Source organism: Mucilaginibacter metallidurans, assembly GCF_003286435.2.
Taxonomy (GTDB): Bacteria; Bacteroidota; Bacteroidia; order Sphingobacteriales; family Sphingobacteriaceae; genus Mucilaginibacter; species Mucilaginibacter gossypii.
Map to the genome: position 1 here is coordinate 3,544,933 of NZ_CP043449.1, position 18,695 is coordinate 3,563,627.

Below are 18,695 nucleotides of genomic sequence, written 5' to 3' on the forward strand. Positions count from 1 at the left end.
TTAATTCCCTCCCGCGGGAGGGGTGTGGTGGACTGTGAAGTGGCAGGGAGGGGTTTATACAAGCAGTATATTTGCCATGATTCATAAACCCCTTCCTCCTCCTTCCCCAGGGAAGGAATCGCACCTCCCCCGCCCTTTTTTCCTAATACCCCGTATTTTGTACCAAACCAACATTGGTTTGCACTTCGCTCAGCGGTATCGGCAAATACTCCTTACCTGCGGTATAGGTATTAAATTCCGGGTCGCGGGATTTTAGCCAGGCCAGTTTAGCTGCATCCTGTAACCAGCCCCAGCGGCGGATATCATCAAAACGGTGGCCTTCCAACGAAAACTCCAGGAAACGTTCGTGACCTATCTGATCGCGCATCTCAGCCTGGCTCATGCCCGGTTTTACCGTAGCTAAGTTTGGCAAACCAACCCGGCTGCGCACCCGCTGGATGTATTGATAAGCATCGTTTGTCTGGCCCAATTCGTTCAAACACTCAGCGTACATCAGCAGTACATCAGCATAACGCATCAATCTTTCGTTGATACCTGATCTCCAGTCATACTCATCGGCCTGGCCGCTGTCGCCGTTTTCATACTTATGGCAAAACAGGGCATTTAATGAGGAGCTGCCAGCGTAGCGGGCGGCAAAATCCTGGTTATATAATTTTTCGCCGGGTTTATTATAGTACATCGTTACATCCAAACGTGGGTCAATGCCCCCACTGGTTGTTTTTTCCTGCAGATATTCATTGTATAATGCAGGCGTTGGCTGCACATCTGTAAAACCAAAACTCGCTGCGCCAAAGGTGATGGCACGGGCAGATGTACGGCCCCATCCTGATGACGGATCTCCTCCCCAACCCAGATCGGTACCACCAGCATCCCTTGAAAACTGAACCTCAAAAATTGATTCGGCGTTATTTTCATTGTTCGCAAAAAAGTTATCGTAGTAATTAGGCACAAGGCTGTAAAGTCCCATATCAATTACCGATTTAAACTCGGCAGCAGCCTCAGTATATTTTTTTGTAAACAGGTACGTTTTACCCAGATATGCAGCTGCCGCACCCTTTGTAGCGCGACCAATCTGTCCATCGGGCGATAAGCCACTGTAAGTTGTTGGCAGCATACCTTCGGCAGCTTTAAAATCGCTGATCACCTGCGCCCAAACTACATCCTGGGGCTGTTGTTTTTGAAAATAATCGGCACTTGAGCTGGCGGGAACCAACGGCATCGGCACGTTTTTATAAAAATCGGCCAGGTGAAAATAGTACAGGGCACGCAGGAAATAGGCCTGACCCAATACACGTTTCTTCAGTTCGGCATCCATGTTAATATCAGGGACATATTTCAGCACCTCATTGGCCCGTAAAACACCCTGGTAGTAAGCGGTCCATGAAAACAGTACGCCATCTCCGGTACTCTGCATGTTAAACTTGCCCATATTATAGATCTGGTCCCAGGGGCTATAGCTCGTAGCATCATCGCCCCTGGTATTTTCCACTATCGGTGAAAAACGCATGTATGAACCATCAATAATTAAGCTGCCGTATACAGCATTGATGCCTTTAACGGCATCGTCGGCAGTTTTCCAAAATGTTTGAGTAGTTTGTGCATTAGGATTTACTGTATCTAAATCGCCTTTTTTGCAACCCATTACAAAAACCGATAGTACTAAAGCTGTAACTACGGTCTTTTTAAATATATTTTTCATTATACCAATGTTTAATGTTTATCAATAATTATAAGCCTACCTGTAAACCAACCAATAAAGTGCGGGGGTTAGGGAACGAACCGTAGTCAAAACCGCGGTTAATGGTACCATCATTAATAAAATCAGGATCGTAACCTTTGTATTTGGTTATGGTATAAAGGTTTTGGCCCGACAAGTAAATTCTTACGCTCCGGAAAACGTGTGTGCGGTTTAATACTGATACCGGCAAGGTATAACCCAATTGCGCGGTTTGCAAACGGGCATATGAGCCGCTTTGAATAAACCTGTCGGAATTGCGGTTATTGGCATTAGGATCGCCGATTATTGGACGCGGCACGGTGGTATTAGTATTATTTGGTGTCCAAAAGTTCAGCTCATCGGTGCTGGCATTAGTATATTGGCCTGTCATTAATGCCTGGTACACCCCGTTGGCTATTTTACTGCCATAATTGCCTTGTATAAATACTGACGCGTCAAAGTTTTTGTAATTGGCACTGAAGTTAAAACCATAGTATAATTTAGGGATGGCCGAGCCTAAGTAAACACGGTCGGCATCATTGATTAAGCCATCTTTATTGGTATCAACAAACTTAACATCGCCCGGGGCCGCGCCGGTTTGGGTGGCGTGGGCGGCTACATCGGCTGCATCTTTAAAAATGCCTTCAGTTTTAAAAGCGTATAGCTGGCCTACCTCGCCGCCTACTGCTGTTTTGCTGTACGCGCCATATATCGGGTTACCACCATTACCTAATGATGTTACTTTATTTTTAACGGTTGAAGCATTTGCGCTAATGGTGTAATTGAACGGACCGGTATCCCTGCTGCGATAAGTTACCGTAAACTCGATACCTTTATTGGTAAACGAGGCGGCATTAACCAGCGGCGTATTAATTGCCCCTACCGAAGGCGGAATAGGCACTCCTAACAATACACCGGTAATTTTATTGATATAATACTCTGATGAAAATGCAAGCTGATCATGAAACAAGCTTAAATCAAGGCCGATGTTGGTTGTTTTTTTACCTTCCCATTTATTGGTTTGGTCAAACACCTGGGTTTGGGTCGTTCCTGTAGCAAGTGTATTACCAAACACATAGCTTGCATTTCCATTTACAATGGTTTGGTAAGGATATGGATTAGATAAAGCGTTTATGTTACCCAATATTCCGTACCCGGCTTTAAGTTTTAATTGCGTAATAGCCTCTGGCAGGTGTATAAATTTTTCTTTATTGATGTTCCAACCGATTGATGCTCCCGGAAAATTCCCATAACGGTGTTGTTGCGTAAGTTGCGAACTGCCATCGCGCCTATAATTAAAGGTTAACAGGTACCTGTCATCATAATTGTAATTGATACGCGCAAATATTGGCGAATAAAATTTGGTAATAAAGCTGTTGCTGTAAGCGGTTTTATTAGCCGGGTTACTTACGTTGTCAAGTGAGAATAAATAAGGCTGGGGCAAGTTTAATGCTACACCTGTTAAATTGCTGGTAGCATTTTTCTGATATGCGGTACCTGCCAAAATCTCAAAATTATGCTTTTTAACATTCAGTTTATAGCTCAGCGTGTTTTCTATCAATTGGGTATAATAGTTGCCTCTGGCATCACTGTAGTAAGCAGTTGTATTAGGATAAAACCAGCCCAAATCATAAATAGGATCAAAATAAGTGTTTCTGAAATCGTTGCGGTCATAACTTCCGCTGATGCGGTATTTTAGGTTCTTAAGTATATCTACCTCCATCCAGGCCGATGCCATCATACGGTTACGCTGGCCTGTGCTGTTCAATAAATTATTGACACCTATAATATTGAGCGAGATAGCCCTTTGTGTATTTTGATCAACGCCCCCATAACCGCCAACGCGATTAGGATCATAAATAGGCATGGTAGGAATTGCAGTAACCAAGTCGACTATTTGGTTACCTGTACCGTGCAGGTGCGGATATGCCAGGTTATTATAATCACCTTCGGTATAGGCAAATTTAGTACCGAAAGATACGATACCTTTTTTGCCCTGGATATTGCCGCTCAGGTTATACCGGGTATATGAGGGCCCGGATACCGTTGTACCAGTTTGATTAAAGTAATCAAAAGCAACGTTATAGCTCATGTTATCGTTACCTCCGGATAAACCAAGGTCATGGCTTTGTGTATAGCCTGTTCTGAAGCCCGATTTTTGCCAGTCGGTATTTACATTGCTAATAAATTTGCTTGATGACGGATCATTACCTGGTGCTAAAGACAAACCTGCATTAGTTTCAGCTGCATTAGCGATTTTTTGATAGCCAACCCTATCGGTAACAGATAACGTTTTAGGGTTTTTCTGAAAGCCCGCATAACCGTTATAATTAATTTTCATGGGGCCGTTTTTACCTTTTTTGGTGGTGATTATAACTACGCCATTAGCACCTCTGAACCCATAAATTGCGCCTGCCGAAGCATCCTTTATAACCTGCAAACTTTCAATATCAGTATTCGGGAAGTCAAAAGGCTCAAATGTTGGAACTCCGTCAATTATAAACAGCGGGTTATTGCTGTTAAGTGAGCTTACACCACGAATGCGTATAGAAACACCTTCGCCCGGTACACCCGAACCATTTACCTGCACACCTGCAACCTGGCCTTGCAAAGCCCTGGCAACATCAGGTGTTACACGTTTATTGGCATCTTTAAGGTTTACCACAGCAACCGAACCTGTAAGGTTCTCTTTTTTCTGTGTACCATACCCAACCACAATTACTTCGTTCAACGAGTTGGATGCTGCTTTTAACTGTACATTGATCAAGGAGTTACCAGTAACTGTTATTTCCTGCGAGGCATAGCCAACAAACGAAAAAACAAGTACTACACTACCTGTATTGTTATCGGGAATATTTAATGTATAACGCCCCTGTAAATCAGTTTGGGCGCTTACATTGGTGCCCTTTACCTTTACTGTGACACCAGGCATGGGCAAGTCAGTCTCGTCGGTAACTTTACCGTTAATAGTGCCGGGAGCCATTGCCTTGCCTTTTTCGGTAAGGATAACGAGGTTATTATCGCTCAGCGTATAATTAAGGTTAGTGTTGCTAAGTACAATTTTCATCACCTCTTCAAGCGATGCATCTTTTGTATTTAAACTGGCGGGCATATCGTTTTTCAACAACATATCGTCGTTATACAAAAAGCGATAATCAGACTTCTTTTCTATCTCCTTAAGTGCCTTCTTCAGGGACACATTTTGGAAATTTACGTTGATCTTGGTCTGACCATATCCCTTTGAAAACGCCTGCAATGAGGAGACGAGCACCAGGATACAGATAAATTTAAACATAAGAAGTACTTTCAAAAATTGGTTCAGCCGCAATGGGTTAATGCGGTGTGCATTTTTTTTCATAATTTAGCATTAAGGTTATTTTAACTATTTGGTTTATAGAAGGACTGGTAGTTAACTTGTACCACATTATAATGGGGGGATGCGGGAACATCTTCCCATTTTTTATGGTTTAAGATTTGATACTTATTTACGCATAGGCTATTTCATAAAGGTTTATTAATTAATAAATTACAATTTGGTTAGTGTCAATTTTATAATGAAACGCCGCCGTTTTCTGCAGGCTCAATAAAGCCTTATTAATCGATTCTTTTTCAAACTTACCGGTAAAGCGCAGCTTTTTTATATCCTCATTTTCAAAAACGATGTTCACATTATATCTGCGCTCCATTTTTTGGGCGATATTTTCAAAGTCTTCAGCGTCAAAGGCCAGTTTATTTTCAAGCCATAAGGCTTCTGATGGCAAGGTGTCCTCTTTGGCCTGGTGGATACGGCTCAGTGCTATAAGCGGAGTTTCTTCGGCTATCTTATATGTTGGGGTATTACTTTTAAGTTGCGGTTCCTGGTTGTTGATTACCGTAATTTTTTCTGATGGGTTAAGGATGATCTTTTTTTCGGGATTTTTTAAAATGGTAAGTTCAATTTTACCGCGAATGAGTGCGGCTTCGGATGTTTTGTCATTATTATATGAACGCACATTGAATTTAGTACCTAACACCCTGATGCTAATGGTTGTGGTAGTAACTACAAAAGGGCGCTGCGGATCTTTAACTACATCAAAAAAGGCTTCACCCACCAGGGATACCTTTCTTTGCTCGGTACCAAAATCATTATTATAAGTAAGCTTGCTGCCCATATTGAGCCAAACACGGCTACCATCGGGCAACTGAATTTTACTGATCCCATTTTTAGGGGCAGTTATTTCATTGGGCTTTCCCGGCACTATGGTTTCTTTACGGGTAAACCAGAAAACGCCCAACATTAAACAGGCCGCGGCCAGCAATGAGCCCAGTTTAATGATCCTGGCTTTTTCCTTTTTGGTTTGAACAGCGATAACCTGCGCAGCCTCTTCAGCTTCCTTTTCTTCAACAGCATCAAGTTCGGCGTCAAAAGCAGCCCACTTGCTCAGCAGTTTTTCATCCTCGGCAATTTGCTGGTCGTTTTTCCAAATCTCCTCCAGCTTATCCATCGGGTACATAATGGCATCCCCCTGTTGCTGTAACAGTTGTTCAAGTTCAAGTAACTCTTCGGGCGAAGCTTCACCATTTAACTTTTTACCAATAAGTATCCAGATGTTGTTGATCATTATTTACGGCTCTATATATAAAGACTGTAAATAATCGGGATACCCCAGTGGAGAATTAAATATTTTTTGAAATTTTTTCGGGACTGGCTGATATTGCCGTTTTTTGAGTGTCTTTTAACCCCTGTGCAAGGGTTTTTAACGCGTTGCCCATATGGTATTCAACCGTTTTTATGGAAATATCAAGTAAATCGGCTACTTCGCGGTATTTCAGGCCGTCTTCCTTTATCAGCTTAAAAACAAGGCGGCATTGGTCGGATAGTTTACTTAATGTAGTACTGATGAGTTTGGTAAGGTCCTCGCAAACCAGTTTATCTTCACCGGTAGCGCCAGAATCAGCAACATCCACATTCACATCATCAATATTTACGCTCTTAAGCTGATTTTTTGCGAGGCAGGTAAGCGATTTGTTTTTAACCGAAGTATAGCAGTAATAAGTAAAGTTATTGATTTCAGGCAACGAGGCACGGCGTGTCCACAGATTCATAAAAACGTCGTTGGTGATCTCTTCAGCCAGTTCATCCTGTTTAACCAGCGATTTTGCGAGGCTAAACAATTTACCATAGTAAAATAAGTAAAGCCTTTTAAAGGAAGCCCTGCTGCTGTTTAAAGCAATGTCATTAAGCAAGTACCTAATCTCGGTGTCCAGCATCTCCTTATCGGTTGTAATTACTTTGATCAAAACCCGGCACGGGTTAAGTATGGTTTAAATTAATATAATTGGCTTCATTAAAGCGAGGTTATCACGCTAATGAAAATCTAAGGTATAATATTTATTTTAATTGTTCAAAAAACAATTAAAATATTTTTAGTAAAAAATCAAATACCCAAAAAACACCCTGCTAAATTATTTTACAAAAGATAACTAACGAAAGCATCTGTTAAGAATTCAACTTTAAAATTAGTTACTCTTCTCGCTCTTTCAAGGCATATTAACTTATCAATAAAGTGTCATTTAAACAATAATTAATATAAGGCCCGAATAGATTTTGCAAAAACTTGCAACAAAAAAACCCCGGCTTTCGGCGGGGCCTGCGTTTTTTAGCTATAAGTCTTTAGTCAGACTTTTCTTTTTTGTACTTTGAACTGAAGACTTAAGGCTCAGAACTTGACACTAATACGCCAGTATATTATTGATCAGCTTTAACTCATCATCACTAAATGATGTATTGGCCAAACAACCGATAGAATCTGTAACCTGCTCCGGCTTACTTGCACCAATCAATACCGAAGTGATGCGTTTATCTTTCAGGATCCACGATAAGGCCATTTGTGCCAGGTTTTGACCGCGCTGCAATGCAATTTCATTCAGCTTTGCTGCTTTGGCTATATTTTGTTCGGTTATAGCATTTTCATCAATAGCACCATTACCACGATGAGCCGCAGCCCGTGAGCCTTCGGGGATACCTTTCAGGTATTTATTGGTTAATAAACCCTGGGCCAGTGGCGAAAACGGAATACAGCCAACACCTTTATCTTCCAGCACATCAAGTAAACCACCTTCAACCCATCTGTCGAACATGGAATATTTAGGCTGATGGATGAGGCATGGCGTACCCAGCTCTTTCAACACCGCGACAGCTTTTTCTGTTTCGGAAGCGCTATAGCTTGAAATCCCAACATATAAAGCTTTGCCCTGGCGTACTATCAGATCCAACGCGCCCATAGTTTCTTCGATGGGGGTTTCAGGGTCAGGACGGTGATGATAGAAAATATCTACATAATCAAGCCCCATGCGTTTAAGGCTTTGATCTAAACTGGCTACCAAATATTTTTTTGAGCCCCAGTCGCCATACGGGCCTTCCCACATACCCCATCCGGCTTTGCTTGAAATAATGAGTTCATCGCGATAGTTTTTGAAATCATCTTTAAAAACACGACCAAAAGTTTCCTCGGCCGAGCCCGGCGGCGGGCCGTAGTTGTTGGCCAGGTCAAAATGGGTGATGCCTTTATCAAAGGCTAAACGTAAAATGTTACGGGCATTCTCCAGGCTGTCGATACCGCCGAAGTTATGCCATAAGCCAAGCGATACTGCCGGCAGTTTCAAACCACTGTAACCGCAACGGCGGTACTCCATATCCTGGTAACGGTTTTGATTGGGTAGATAGGTCATATTTGATTAATAAGAATTATATGAGGCAAAATTGACTTATCTATCTTAAAAATCCATTGAACTGGGACAAGAAATGAAATTATTTAGCGGCCTGATGTTTGCGGTTGTAACCCTAACCGCGCTTATATTTGAGCCATGTTTCAAAACATCAATAATTACGCGGCACGGTCGGTAAGTTTAACTGCAGAGGAAACAGCCCTTTTTAATGAGATATTGGAATATCGGAAAATCCCTAAAAAAACCCGCCTGCTTACTGCCGGCAACATCTGCAATTTTGAAGCCTACGTAAACAAAGGCTGCATCCGCGAGTATATCATCGACAAAAACGGCGCAGAAGTGACCCTACAATTCGCGGTTGAAGACTGGTGGGTAAGCGACCTTGCCAGTTTCGAGGATCAAACCCCATGCAGCATGTACATCGAAACCTTAGAAGATTGCGAATTGCTCATCCTCACCCGCGTCTCAAAAGAACGCTTACTTAATGAAATACCCAAGCTTGAGCGCATGTTCAGGCTCATGCTGCAAAGGCATTTAACGGTAGTTCAAAAACGGCTGTTTAAAACCATAGCAACCACAGCCATGGAAAAATATACGGAATTTATCAACCGTTATCCCAGCATTCCTCAAAGGGTACCCCAGCATTATATAGCTTCATATTTAGGAATCTCGCCCGAGTTTTTGAGTAAGCTGAGGACGAGGAGTTTGAAGAAGTAAAACGTTCACAATCTATCCTTCACACGCTGACATATTAGATCGTCATTGCGAGGCACGAAGCAATCCCAAACTCTACAGGGCGCACCTGTAATCGGGGATTGCCACGCTGCGCTCGCAATGACGCTTTTATTTGACGTTAATGCTTTCTTAACACACATGCTATCAATTAATTCCTATGAATATGCAAGCCGTTAAACTGCTTTTTGCCATTTTCATAACTTGTATTGCCCTGGGCAAAGCGGGGATATTTTTTGCTATATTTTTTAAACACGCTGTCGGGCTGCTTTTCACCGTTTACAATCAGTTCTTCACCGTTAAATGAAAGCTCGTGTAAGACCTCTTCATTCGGAATAATATGATCTGCCACCAAATCACTGGTCATCTGTTTTAGCAGCCGCTGATCTTCAGCCGCATGTTCCTGGTCTCTTTTTGCCTGGATTTGATCCAAGTGCGCCTGTTCCTGGTCACGTTTGGCCTGTTCCTGATCACGGGCAGCCTGCTCCTGGTCGCGTTTGGCCTGTAACTGATCTTTGGCTGCTTGTTCCTGATCACGTTTGGCTTGTTGCTGGCCGCGTTCAGCCTCTTCCTGTTCAGCTTTTGCATGCTGCTGGTCGCGGGCGGCTTGTTCCTGATCACGTTTGGCTTGTTGCTGATCGCGCCGGGCTTGTTCCTGATCACGCTTAGCTTGTGCCTGATCCTTTTTTGCCTGGATCTTGTCCTTCCTGATCTGCTCGCGAATGGCAGCTATAACTGTGCTGTATTCACCCCATTTGGTCGACGGGATAATTTCGCCGTCAACGGCCAAAGCCACCAGCTTGTTGTTTGCCAATTCCATTTGGTAAGTTTTCCCCTGCCAGTCAGTTTGGATGCGTTCCCGCCCCTTACCATCAAAAGTGTCGTGATTTTTATAAGAGTTGAAGGCCGTTTTTTTCCCAGGCTTCTGTGCATTTGCAGCAGTTGTTAATGCCGTTGCCGCTATCAGCAACAGAGCACTTCTTAAATAATTGGTTTTCATTTTTCTGTTGATTTAAAGGTTAAAAATTGGGCAATAGTTTTCCATTTCCGCCCATTTGGCAGTTTAAAATTGATTATTGAAATGACTGATTACTATAGCTTATAAAGTAGTATGTATCCCTGCTTTACAGACTAAATAAGAAAGGTTTTACTTAATCCTGAACGCTTGTTTTACTTTTTATCGGTTCCGTTTTTAGTTTGTTAGCCTGTGCCTGATCACGTTTTGCCTGCTCCTGATCGCGCTTTGCTTGTGCCTGATCTCTTTCGGCCTGTTCCTGGTCGTGTTTAGCCTGCGTCTGATCACGCACGGCTTGTTCCTGATCGCGCCGCGCCTGCTCCAGGTCACGTTTGGCCTGATCCTGTGCACGGCGGGCTTGTTCCTGTTCGGGGTTAAGTGCGGCTTTATTATTTACCGACTGCTGATTATCCTGTTCGGCCCGCTGCTTTGCTGCCAATGCATCGCGCTCAAGCTGCTCCTGCGGAGACACGGTTTCATCATTAGCCATAACTGTGTTTCCATTTGCATGAACGGGTTTCCGGGCAGCAGCAAGATATTTATGTTTTAAATGTTTCGGCTTATCTCCTTGACTAACAATCGCTGCAGATTGGGTATCGGCAAATGATGTTACGCGTTGTTCCTGTTTATACGTATGATTATTGCCGTTTTCAGGATAATTCACTTTCCGGATCTGTGCAATGGCTGCGGTTGCTATTATAGCCGAAAGGATAATAACGCCGCTTATCAAAAATACCTTTTCGCCCGAGGTTACCGTTTTGTTTCTATTACCCAGGATGCGGCTTACCCTTTGCAATAGTTGGTTCTTTTTACCAGGGAATGCAACCGCATAATTTGCACCGTAAAGCGAATGTTCTTTAAAGCTGATCAATGCCTGTATAAAATCGCGTTTGTTTTTTGTTTGGGCGAGGGCGATATCATCACAGCAGTTTTCCCGCTCATCCCGAAGCAGGGACGAGATCCACAATAAGCCGGGATTAAAGAAAAATACGGTTTCGGCAATGGTTTGTAAAAAGTTAACGATATAATCGTGCCTGCGGATGTGGGCCAGTTCATGCAGCAACACCGCTTCAACCTGTTCGGGCGGCAGCCCTGCCAATAAACCCGCTGGGATCAGGATTACAGGTTTCAGGTGCCCGACAACCATGGGTATTTTCACATAACCCGATTCAAGCAGCCGAACAGCCCGCTTCAATTGCAGTTTTTCGCAAAGCAGCTCAACCCTGTTTTTCCAATACCCAACAGGTTCGGATATCTGCCTGTGTTTTGCGGTATGGATAAACATAAGCCCGCGCATCATCTGTACAGACCGGAACAGGAAAAACACAAACCACAGCAGTACAACCATTGGTGCATTGGCTGTAAAATAACCGATACAGGTATTGGCAAAATTCCGGATCCCATCAGCATTAAGGTTTAATAGCTGCGATGCACGGTTACCTATAGCATTACCAAACTCAGCAGTTACAGGTTGCCTGTTCCATTCCCAAACAAAAGTGAACAGACAGCTCCCTATAAACAGTAAAAACAGTACAAGCACCAGGTTGTACCTTACTGCCGCGCTTGCTTTTTTGGTGAGGAACATCACCACCGCGCTCATAACCGACAACGACAGCCCCTGCCATAGTGAATGGATCAGCATCCAGCTAAAAGCCTGTATCAGGCTGTGGGAAACGGTGTTGGTGTTAAGGAGCAGGTACATATCTGTAAAGTTTAATTATCGTCCATGTTTTTGAGCAGTTCTTTTATTTTTCTGAGTTCTTCGGCCGATGTTTTGTCGTTACCCAACAGGGCTACCATCAAATCGCTCGGCGAACCATTATACATCGAATCAACAAAACGGCCAAGCATATTACCTTTCACCTTGCTTTCCTCAACCGCGGCGCTGTAAATGTGCTTCATATTGGTTTCATCGCGATTAAGCATCCCCTTCTCTTTCATTACCTGCATCAGCTTAAGGGTGCTGGTATAAATTACCGCTTCCTTTTGCTCGTTAAGCTTATCATGCACAAACCTCACTGTAGACGGGCCATGCTGCCACAACACCTGCAAAACGTCCATTTCTGTTTTGGTTGGCGTTAAATCAGCAGTAATATCCTTTTTAAACAAACTCATAAACCAAAGGTATGCATTAAAAACGTACGTTACAATAGCTAAGTTGTTTTTCTTGAAAAAAAATTCCTCTAAAACAAAACAACCACCCTAATATTAAGGTGGTTGTAAATTATAAATATAAGATCAGTCGTTTAAAAACTCTTGGCGAAGGTTAATCCAACCCTTCCGTCCTGGTAAGTTGGCAACAATAAGGAGTTATTGTTTTTCCCTTTCTCATTCCCCCCACGGAATACGCCATTACGGATAAGCGGGTACAGGTAATAAGCCGCTTTGGTTGACAGGATCCCAAAACCGGCTCCTGCTATGATGTCGCTAAACCAATGCTTGTTGTTATATACACGCAAAATAGCAGTGGTAGTTGCAAACGCATAGCCCACACCACCGTATATGGGCGAGCGGTCGCCATATTCCTGGGCCATAAACTCTGCAGAAACAAAAGCGTTACCGGTATGGCCTGAAGGAAACGAAAACTTATCTGAGCCATCGGGCCGCTCACGGTGGGTAACACGTTTTAAGCCAAAAGTGGTACCGGCAAATATGGCTTCAGAAAGCACGAGCAGCATAGTACGGTCGATAAATGTATTTTTACCATGAACACCAGCCAGGTTAAGCGCATAAACGGACACGATAGGCGCGTATTGCATATAATTATCAACCTTGGTATGGAAGCCGGGATGATCTTTGTTCATATCATTCCGTACGCGATAATCAATATTACGTATAAATCCTACTTTAAACGATAGCAGGCCATAAGTGATAAAAGCCGCGGGCGGTATGTATGACGGAAACTTACTTTGAAGGTGCTTAACCGTATCGGGCAATGTCAGGATATTCCTGGCCGAATCTTTCTGCAAAGAATCCTTTTTTACAGCATCTTTTTGTAATGTATCCTTAACCTGGGCATATGATGACAGCGAGAACGAAGCTGCCAATAGCATCGAAATAAAATAAAACCTAAACTTTTGCAAAGAATCCCCCTTATTAAGCGCTGGTAAGCACAATTATACAATTTAATTCTGTAGAATTTCTGAAGCGCGTAAACAATAAATTAACACGCTGTTAACGTAAATTAGGTTAAATATGTTGTATGTGATTTAAAATTGATTGAAAGGCCAGCCCCCCTTATTTTAATTGTTCTTTTTACAATAAATAAAATTACCTATGTTTGATCTGTACTCCTTATAAATCACCAAACTACCTGAATGAAGACCATCAAACTTATCCCCTTCCTTTTATTATTTATCAGCGGCAGTATTTTTGCCCAGAACCAGGCCAATATCACTATCAGCCTAAATGATAAAATTGGCGATATGTACCCCTTTTGGGCATGGTTTGGTCACGATGAGCCTAACTATACCTACATGAAGGATGGCCGTAAACTCTTGTCGGAGTTGGCCGCTTTGAGCCCGATACCTGTACGTATGCGGGTTCACAACCTGCTTACCAGTGGTGATGGCACGGCAGCCCTAAAGTGGGGGTCCACCAACGCATATACTGAGGATGCCAGCGGCAAACCTATTTATAACTGGCACCTGGTTGACAGCATTTTTGACACTTACATTAAACTGGGCATGAAACCTTATGCCCAGATAGGTTTTATGCCCGAGGCCTTGTCAACCCACCCCAAACCTTATCGCCATTACTGGAAACCCGGCGATAACTATGATGATGTTTATTCCGGCTGGGCTTATCCTCCCAAAGATCATAATAAATGGGAAGAGCTTATTTATCAATGGGTAAAGCATTGTGTGCAGCGCTACGGCCAAGCTGAGGTTGAAAGCTGGTACTGGGAAGTGTGGAACGAACCAAACATAGGCTACTGGAAAGGTACCATGAAAGAGTTTTTTAAACTGTATGATTATGCCGCCCATGGTGTAAAACGCGCCCTCCCTACCGCGCACGTGGGCGGACCGGAAGTTGCAGGCGGCTCAAGTCCCGGCGGTATGAAATTCCTGAACGCATTCATTAAACATTGCATTGCCGACACCAATTACGCGACAGGCAAAATAGGTTCGCCTATTGATGTAATCTCGTTTCATGCCAAAGGGCAACCTACACTGGTTAATGGTAAGGTACGCATGAATATGGCGCCCCAGATTCGCGATATCAGGGAAGGCTTTAAAATTGTAGCATCTTATCCCGAAACTAAAAACACCCCGATAGTAATAGGCGAATCGGACCCGGAAGGTTGCGCCGCCTGCGGTATGGCTACGAATCCCTCAAATGCGTACCGTAATGGTACTATGTATTCGAGTTATACTGCGGCTTCCATAGCCCGCGAATACCAACTGGCCGACTCATTAGGTGTAAATTTTATGGGCTCCGTATCATGGTCGTTCGAGTTTGAAAATCAGCCCTGGTTTTATGGTTTTCGGGATTTGGCTACAAACGGAGTTGATAAGCCGGTACTTAACGTTTTCCGGATGCTGGGCATAATGAAAGGCAAACGCCTGAAAGTAACCGGCGACCAGATGTATTCGCTTAAAACCGTGGCCGATTCAAGCATCAGGGGAAATAATACAGATATCGGTGCTTTGGCAGCCGTAGATAAAAAAGAAATGACCGTATTGCTGTGGAACTATCATGATGATGACCTGCACGATGCAGGGAAAACCGTAAAGATCAGGATAAAAAACCTACCTCCCACCTTTGTAAAACTAACTCAATACCGCATTGATGAAGAGCATAGCAATGCCTACGAAGTGTGGAAAAAGATGGGTTCACCGCAAAAACCTACAGCTGCGCAAATTAAGGAACTTGAAAAAGCAGGGCAATTACAACAGTTCGGCAAACAGGTTACGCTGCAGGCTAAATCAGGGCTGGCAAGTGCCACTGTATTGTTACCAAGGCAAGGGGTGGCTCTTTTAAAGCTTAGCTGGTGAGATAAACTCATCTATCAAACTATAAAATTGTTCCAGCCTGCCTAACCGTAATACTTTTGATAAAGTATCGAGCGTATAGGTGGGTTGGTTATCGGTAAAATCGCCAATCCTTTACTTTTTTATAATAAGGTCTTCCCTGGCCGCCCACATACCAATATCCTGTTTAGTGAGCGCGGCGGCCATCAGATCGGGAAATTTATCGGGTGTACAGGCAAAAACGGGCACACCCATATCGGCCAGGAACTGCGCATTGCCATGATCGTACGATGGAGAGCCGTCATCGCTTAAAGCAAGCAATACTACCAATTGCACACCTGCCGCAACCAGTTCTACCGCACGACGGCGCATTTCGGCAACGTTACCTCCTTCGTAAAGATCGGTAATGAGCACCAACACTGTATCCGCAGGCCGTGGAGCTATCTGCTGGCAATAGGTTAAAGCCGCGTTAATATCAGTTCCCCCACCTAATTGCACACCGAACAATAGTTCTACCGGATCGGTTAGCTCTTCGGTTAAATCGGCTACAGCAGTATCAAAAACCACCATTTTAGTTTTTATGGCTGGGATAGAAGCCATAACGCTTCCAAAAATCCCCGAATAAACCACTGATGAACCCATCGACCCGCTTTGGTCAAGACAGAGGATCACATCTTTTAATGATGAACGCTTACGACCGTAACCAATCCTTGTTTCGGGAATAATGGTTTGATATTCGGGTTGATAATGCTTAAGGTTTTTAAGAATAGTTGCCCCCCAGTTTATTTCATTATGCCGCGGCCTTGTATTGCGGGCACTACGATTTAAACTACCGGTTATGGCCTGACGTGTGGGCTCAGCTAACTTTTTTATCAGTTGGTCAACAACCTTACGTACCACCTGCCTGGCGGTATCTTTTGTTTTATCGGGAATAACGCGGCTCAATGTCATCAAAGTTGCTACCAGGTGAACATCTGGCTCTACATTTTCCAACATCTCCTTTTCAAACAGCATTTGGGTCAGGTTCAAGCGCTTTAATGCATCCTGCTGCATTACCTGTACTACGCTTGATGGGAAGAAGGTACGGATATCCCCCAGCCAACGGCTTACATTCGGTGATGATGCACCGAGGCCTCCGGTTCTGTCGCTGTCATATAAAGCTTCAAGTGTGCGGTCAACTTTAAGGTCGGCATCATCAAGGCTAAATCCGGTACCTTCATTTTGATTACCGCCCAGTATTAACCGCCATTTGCGCAGATGCTCCGGTTCAATTTCCATTTGTGTCGTTAATATTTATGGTTAAACCCAATAATTGCATAATAACCGGCAAACCTTGCTTAGCTCTTTCGGCATCAAAATTAGCGCTGATGTTTGTATGCTGATGCCCCGTCCCACCGCCGGATCTGGCCTTTTCGCCAAGCTTTCTCCTTTCAGGATTGGTAAAATTGGCAAAGGTGCGGCGCAGTAAAGGCAGCACTTGCATAAAGACCTCATCGGCAAGACTGGCTACCCAATTGTCGATCAATTGCCAAAGGTCCTGATCAAGCAACAATAAAGTACCGCTGCCTTTCAAAAACCCTTCGAGCCAGGCTGCGGCGATGACCGGAGCCGTGGCCGATGACATAGCAAAACTGAAATACTGCATCAGTTGGTCGCCCTCCAATTTGCGGGCGTCATGCAGCAAACGGGTACTATATCCTCCTATAACCGGCGAGGTGTTTTTATTAGCTGCTATAGTCAACAGCGTTTGCTGCCACATGTTAATTATGCCCGTATCCTGCAATAGGTTAATGCCATCGTTCAGTTTAAAAAACAGTTCCAGCAGCTTTTGAGAGGCATCTTCATCAATAGCGATACAGGCATTGGGCAAACTGATACAAACGCGGGTAATAATGCTATTGATAATGCTGATCACCAATTCGGCATCTGTTTTGCGTACATTGCCATACCTTGCCACGGTTATCAGGCCGGGCACTACTTCCATCAGTTCGATAACATCGGCAGAGGCCGCGGCCAAATTATTAAGCTGACTGATCAGCGCTTCAATGGCCCCCGGCAATTCTGCAGGAATCGTTTTTTCAAGCAGATCGCCTATAACTTTCAGTTCCCTTGCTTCTTTTGCCTGGTTGAGGACGCTATTTGCGGCCGCTTCAGCTACGGTATTGCCCAAATTACCGCGTTCAATAATCTCCACCGAATAGCCGGGGTCCCATTGCAGGCGCCATTGCTCTTTAAAAGTACCCTTACCGCTGGTGTATTGCTGCCTGCCCCAATTAATGCCCAGTAATTGCAGGCGGTGCAGGAAGATACTCCGCTCCAGGTCGGTATCTTTCCTCAGGTCGAGTGTATAATCTTTGTAATTGGCTGTTGCGGGCAGCCTTAATTTCTTTTGTTGTTTTTCGATATCGAGTTGCAACGGCGGTTTGGGAATCTCAACCGGCACCTCGCCTATCTGGTGGCCAACTATTAATTCGTCATGTACCAGTTTTAGCAAAATGCTCTCGCCGTTACAAAGCACGCTCAGTGTGGCCTCATTCAGTTCCTCTAACCCTACTTTGGGCAAACCCCGCAGTGAAGCGAGCGCACCGGCCAACCTTACCGCTTCAATAATATGAGCAACGGAGGTATCCATCTGCTGCTTACGGAAAAGTTGTGCCACCTTGGCCATCCACAAGGTACCATCATCATGCGGATGGTTCCAGATGTGGTTGTACCACCCCGGCGAATTGATACCGGCACCGTAACCGCTACGGAAGCTTAAACGGTTAAAAGTCCATGGAATCCAGGTGCATTCTGTTTTTACCTTTGGCAGCCCTTTCAGGATTTCATTATCATCTTTTTGCGATGATTTCCCTTGCAAGGCAGGCGCATGCCAGGCACCACAGATTACCGCTATGGTATGAAACATCTCTTTTTCGGCCTGGCGAATGGTGCGGCGCATGTATGCTTCGCGCATCTGTTCAAGCTTTTTGTCCTTTTTGGGAAAACTCTCGCGGAGTGCCTGCATAGCTTCAGATACCGCATCAAAAACCTCATCGTTATTATGGCGGTACTCAAACGTATGCTCCCACCATTTTTCATCGTCGGCAAAGCCGGCAGCATCTGCCAGGTAACTTATCGGACTTTTATAGAGTTGCTCAAGGCTTTGTGCCTCGCCGTTGATGTGAACTGTATCCGGCTCTTGTTGTTGTTCAACAACCTTTAGCTCCTTTTCAACAAGCATCTGGTTACCGGCAGGAAGATCCATAAAACGCACATGGATATTTTGCCTGCGGGCATAAAGAATTGCCTGCCATTCGGGCGAGAAATCGGCAAAGGGATAAAACACCGAGCGTTGCGGGTCATCCGGCTGATAGCAAAGCAGCGCTACAGGTGGTTTCAAACCTTCGTTGCTTACCCATTGCAGCATGGCATCAGCTTCCGGCGGCCCCTCAACCAAAACAATATCGGGCCTAACCGTTTCCAGAAAAGCTTTCACGTTACGCGCCGAACCCGGCCCGTGGTGCCTTATGCCTAAAATATGTACTGCCATTGGCTTAAGGTTTTTTGA

Annotated in this window: 13 protein-coding genes; 2 read left to right on the forward strand and 11 right to left on the reverse strand. The window is 44.2% G+C overall.

What is annotated here, in order from left to right; all coding sequences use genetic code 11:
* Positions 1-142: 142 nt before the first annotated feature.
* The 5 genes from DIU38_RS15015 to mgrA form a co-directional block, all read right to left on the reverse strand.
* Complete coding sequence (locus tag DIU38_RS15015; protein ID WP_112651987.1) at positions 143-1,699, reverse strand: RagB/SusD family nutrient uptake outer membrane protein; 1,557 nt, start codon at positions 1,697-1,699, stop codon at positions 143-145.
* 28 nt (positions 1,700-1,727) lie between these two features.
* On the reverse strand, positions 1,728-5,075 hold the full coding sequence (locus tag DIU38_RS15020) for a SusC/RagA family TonB-linked outer membrane protein (RefSeq protein WP_112651985.1): 3,348 nt from the start codon (positions 5,073-5,075) through the stop codon (positions 1,728-1,730).
* 160 nt (positions 5,076-5,235) lie between these two features.
* Positions 5,236-6,318 carry a FecR family protein gene (locus DIU38_RS15025; protein WP_112651983.1) on the reverse strand — a complete coding sequence of 361 codons (1,083 nt, stop codon included), beginning with the start codon at positions 6,316-6,318 and terminating at the stop codon, positions 5,236-5,238.
* Positions 6,319-6,373: 55 nt separating this feature from the next.
* Positions 6,374-6,997: an RNA polymerase sigma-70 factor gene (locus DIU38_RS15030; RefSeq protein ID WP_112651981.1), complete on the reverse strand. Its 624-nt coding sequence runs from the start codon at positions 6,995-6,997 to the stop codon at positions 6,374-6,376.
* Between the two features lie 432 nt (positions 6,998-7,429).
* Positions 7,430-8,428, reverse strand: coding sequence for an L-glyceraldehyde 3-phosphate reductase (gene mgrA, locus DIU38_RS15035; RefSeq protein WP_112651979.1), 999 nt, complete (start codon positions 8,426-8,428; stop codon positions 7,430-7,432).
* 135 nt (positions 8,429-8,563) lie between these two features.
* On the opposite strand from mgrA, the gene DIU38_RS15040 reads away from it, so the two are divergent.
* A complete protein-coding gene (locus DIU38_RS15040) occupies positions 8,564-9,142 on the forward strand; it encodes a Crp/Fnr family transcriptional regulator (protein WP_112651977.1) in 579 nt (192 codons plus the stop codon).
* 166 nt (positions 9,143-9,308) lie between these two features.
* Here DIU38_RS15040 and DIU38_RS15045 read toward each other — a convergent pair whose 3' ends face one another.
* The 4 genes from DIU38_RS15045 to DIU38_RS15060 all read right to left on the reverse strand — a co-directional run bounded on the left by DIU38_RS15045 (position 9,309) and on the right by DIU38_RS15060 (position 13,225).
* A complete protein-coding gene (locus DIU38_RS15045) occupies positions 9,309-10,157 on the reverse strand; it encodes a hypothetical protein (protein WP_112651975.1) in 849 nt (282 codons plus the stop codon).
* Between the two features lie 151 nt (positions 10,158-10,308).
* A complete protein-coding gene (locus DIU38_RS15050) occupies positions 10,309-11,874 on the reverse strand; it encodes a M56 family metallopeptidase (RefSeq protein WP_112651973.1) in 1,566 nt (521 codons plus the stop codon).
* 11 nt (positions 11,875-11,885) lie between these two features.
* Complete coding sequence (locus DIU38_RS15055) at positions 11,886-12,287, reverse strand: BlaI/MecI/CopY family transcriptional regulator (protein ID WP_112651971.1); 402 nt, start codon at positions 12,285-12,287, stop codon at positions 11,886-11,888.
* A gap of 131 nt (positions 12,288-12,418) precedes the next feature.
* Entirely contained in the window at positions 12,419-13,225 is an 807-nt protein-coding gene (locus tag DIU38_RS15060) for a phosphatase PAP2 family protein (RefSeq protein ID WP_112651969.1), read from the reverse strand.
* A 264-nt stretch (positions 13,226-13,489) separates the two neighbouring features.
* On the opposite strand from DIU38_RS15060, the gene DIU38_RS15065 reads away from it, so the two are divergent.
* A complete protein-coding gene (locus tag DIU38_RS15065) occupies positions 13,490-15,169 on the forward strand; it encodes a GH39 family glycosyl hydrolase (RefSeq protein WP_112651967.1) in 1,680 nt (559 codons plus the stop codon).
* 111 nt (positions 15,170-15,280) lie between these two features.
* On the opposite strand, the gene DIU38_RS15070 is transcribed toward DIU38_RS15065, so the two are convergent.
* Together DIU38_RS15070 and DIU38_RS15075 are read right to left on the reverse strand one after the other, a co-directional pair.
* Positions 15,281-16,423 carry a VWA domain-containing protein gene (locus DIU38_RS15070; RefSeq protein ID WP_112651965.1) on the reverse strand — a complete coding sequence of 381 codons (1,143 nt, stop codon included), beginning with the start codon at positions 16,421-16,423 and terminating at the stop codon, positions 15,281-15,283.
* Positions 16,413-18,677: a DUF5682 family protein gene (locus tag DIU38_RS15075; protein WP_112651963.1), complete on the reverse strand. Its 2,265-nt coding sequence runs from the start codon at positions 18,675-18,677 to the stop codon at positions 16,413-16,415. The genes DIU38_RS15070 and DIU38_RS15075 overlap by 11 nt, the downstream gene beginning before the upstream one ends.
* Positions 18,678-18,695 lie beyond the last annotated feature (18 nt).

Bases quoted from the DNA above. Each gene is read 5' to 3' on its own strand.
- DIU38_RS15015 (WP_112651987.1), bottom strand. From the start codon at position 1,699: ATGAAAAATATATTTAAAAAGACCGTAGTTACAGCTTTAGTACTATCG.
- DIU38_RS15020 (WP_112651985.1), bottom strand. From the start codon at position 5,075: ATGAAAAAAAATGCACACCGCATTAACCCATTGCGGCTGAACCAATTT.
- DIU38_RS15025 (WP_112651983.1), bottom strand. From the start codon at position 6,318: ATGATCAACAACATCTGGATACTTATTGGTAAAAAGTTAAATGGTGAA.
- mgrA (WP_112651979.1), bottom strand. From the start codon at position 8,428: ATGACCTATCTACCCAATCAAAACCGTTACCAGGATATGGAGTACCGC.
- DIU38_RS15040 (WP_112651977.1), top strand. From the start codon at position 8,564: ATGTTTCAAAACATCAATAATTACGCGGCACGGTCGGTAAGTTTAACT.
- DIU38_RS15045 (WP_112651975.1), bottom strand. From the start codon at position 10,157: ATGAAAACCAATTATTTAAGAAGTGCTCTGTTGCTGATAGCGGCAACG.
- DIU38_RS15050 (WP_112651973.1), bottom strand. From the start codon at position 11,874: ATGTACCTGCTCCTTAACACCAACACCGTTTCCCACAGCCTGATACAG.
- DIU38_RS15055 (WP_112651971.1), bottom strand. From the start codon at position 12,287: ATGAGTTTGTTTAAAAAGGATATTACTGCTGATTTAACGCCAACCAAA.
- DIU38_RS15060 (WP_112651969.1), bottom strand. From the start codon at position 13,225: ATGCTATTGGCAGCTTCGTTCTCGCTGTCATCATATGCCCAGGTTAAG.
- DIU38_RS15065 (WP_112651967.1), top strand. From the start codon at position 13,490: ATGAAGACCATCAAACTTATCCCCTTCCTTTTATTATTTATCAGCGGC.
- DIU38_RS15070 (WP_112651965.1), bottom strand. From the start codon at position 16,423: ATGGAAATTGAACCGGAGCATCTGCGCAAATGGCGGTTAATACTGGGC.
- DIU38_RS15075 (WP_112651963.1), bottom strand. From the start codon at position 18,677: ATGGCAGTACATATTTTAGGCATAAGGCACCACGGGCCGGGTTCGGCG.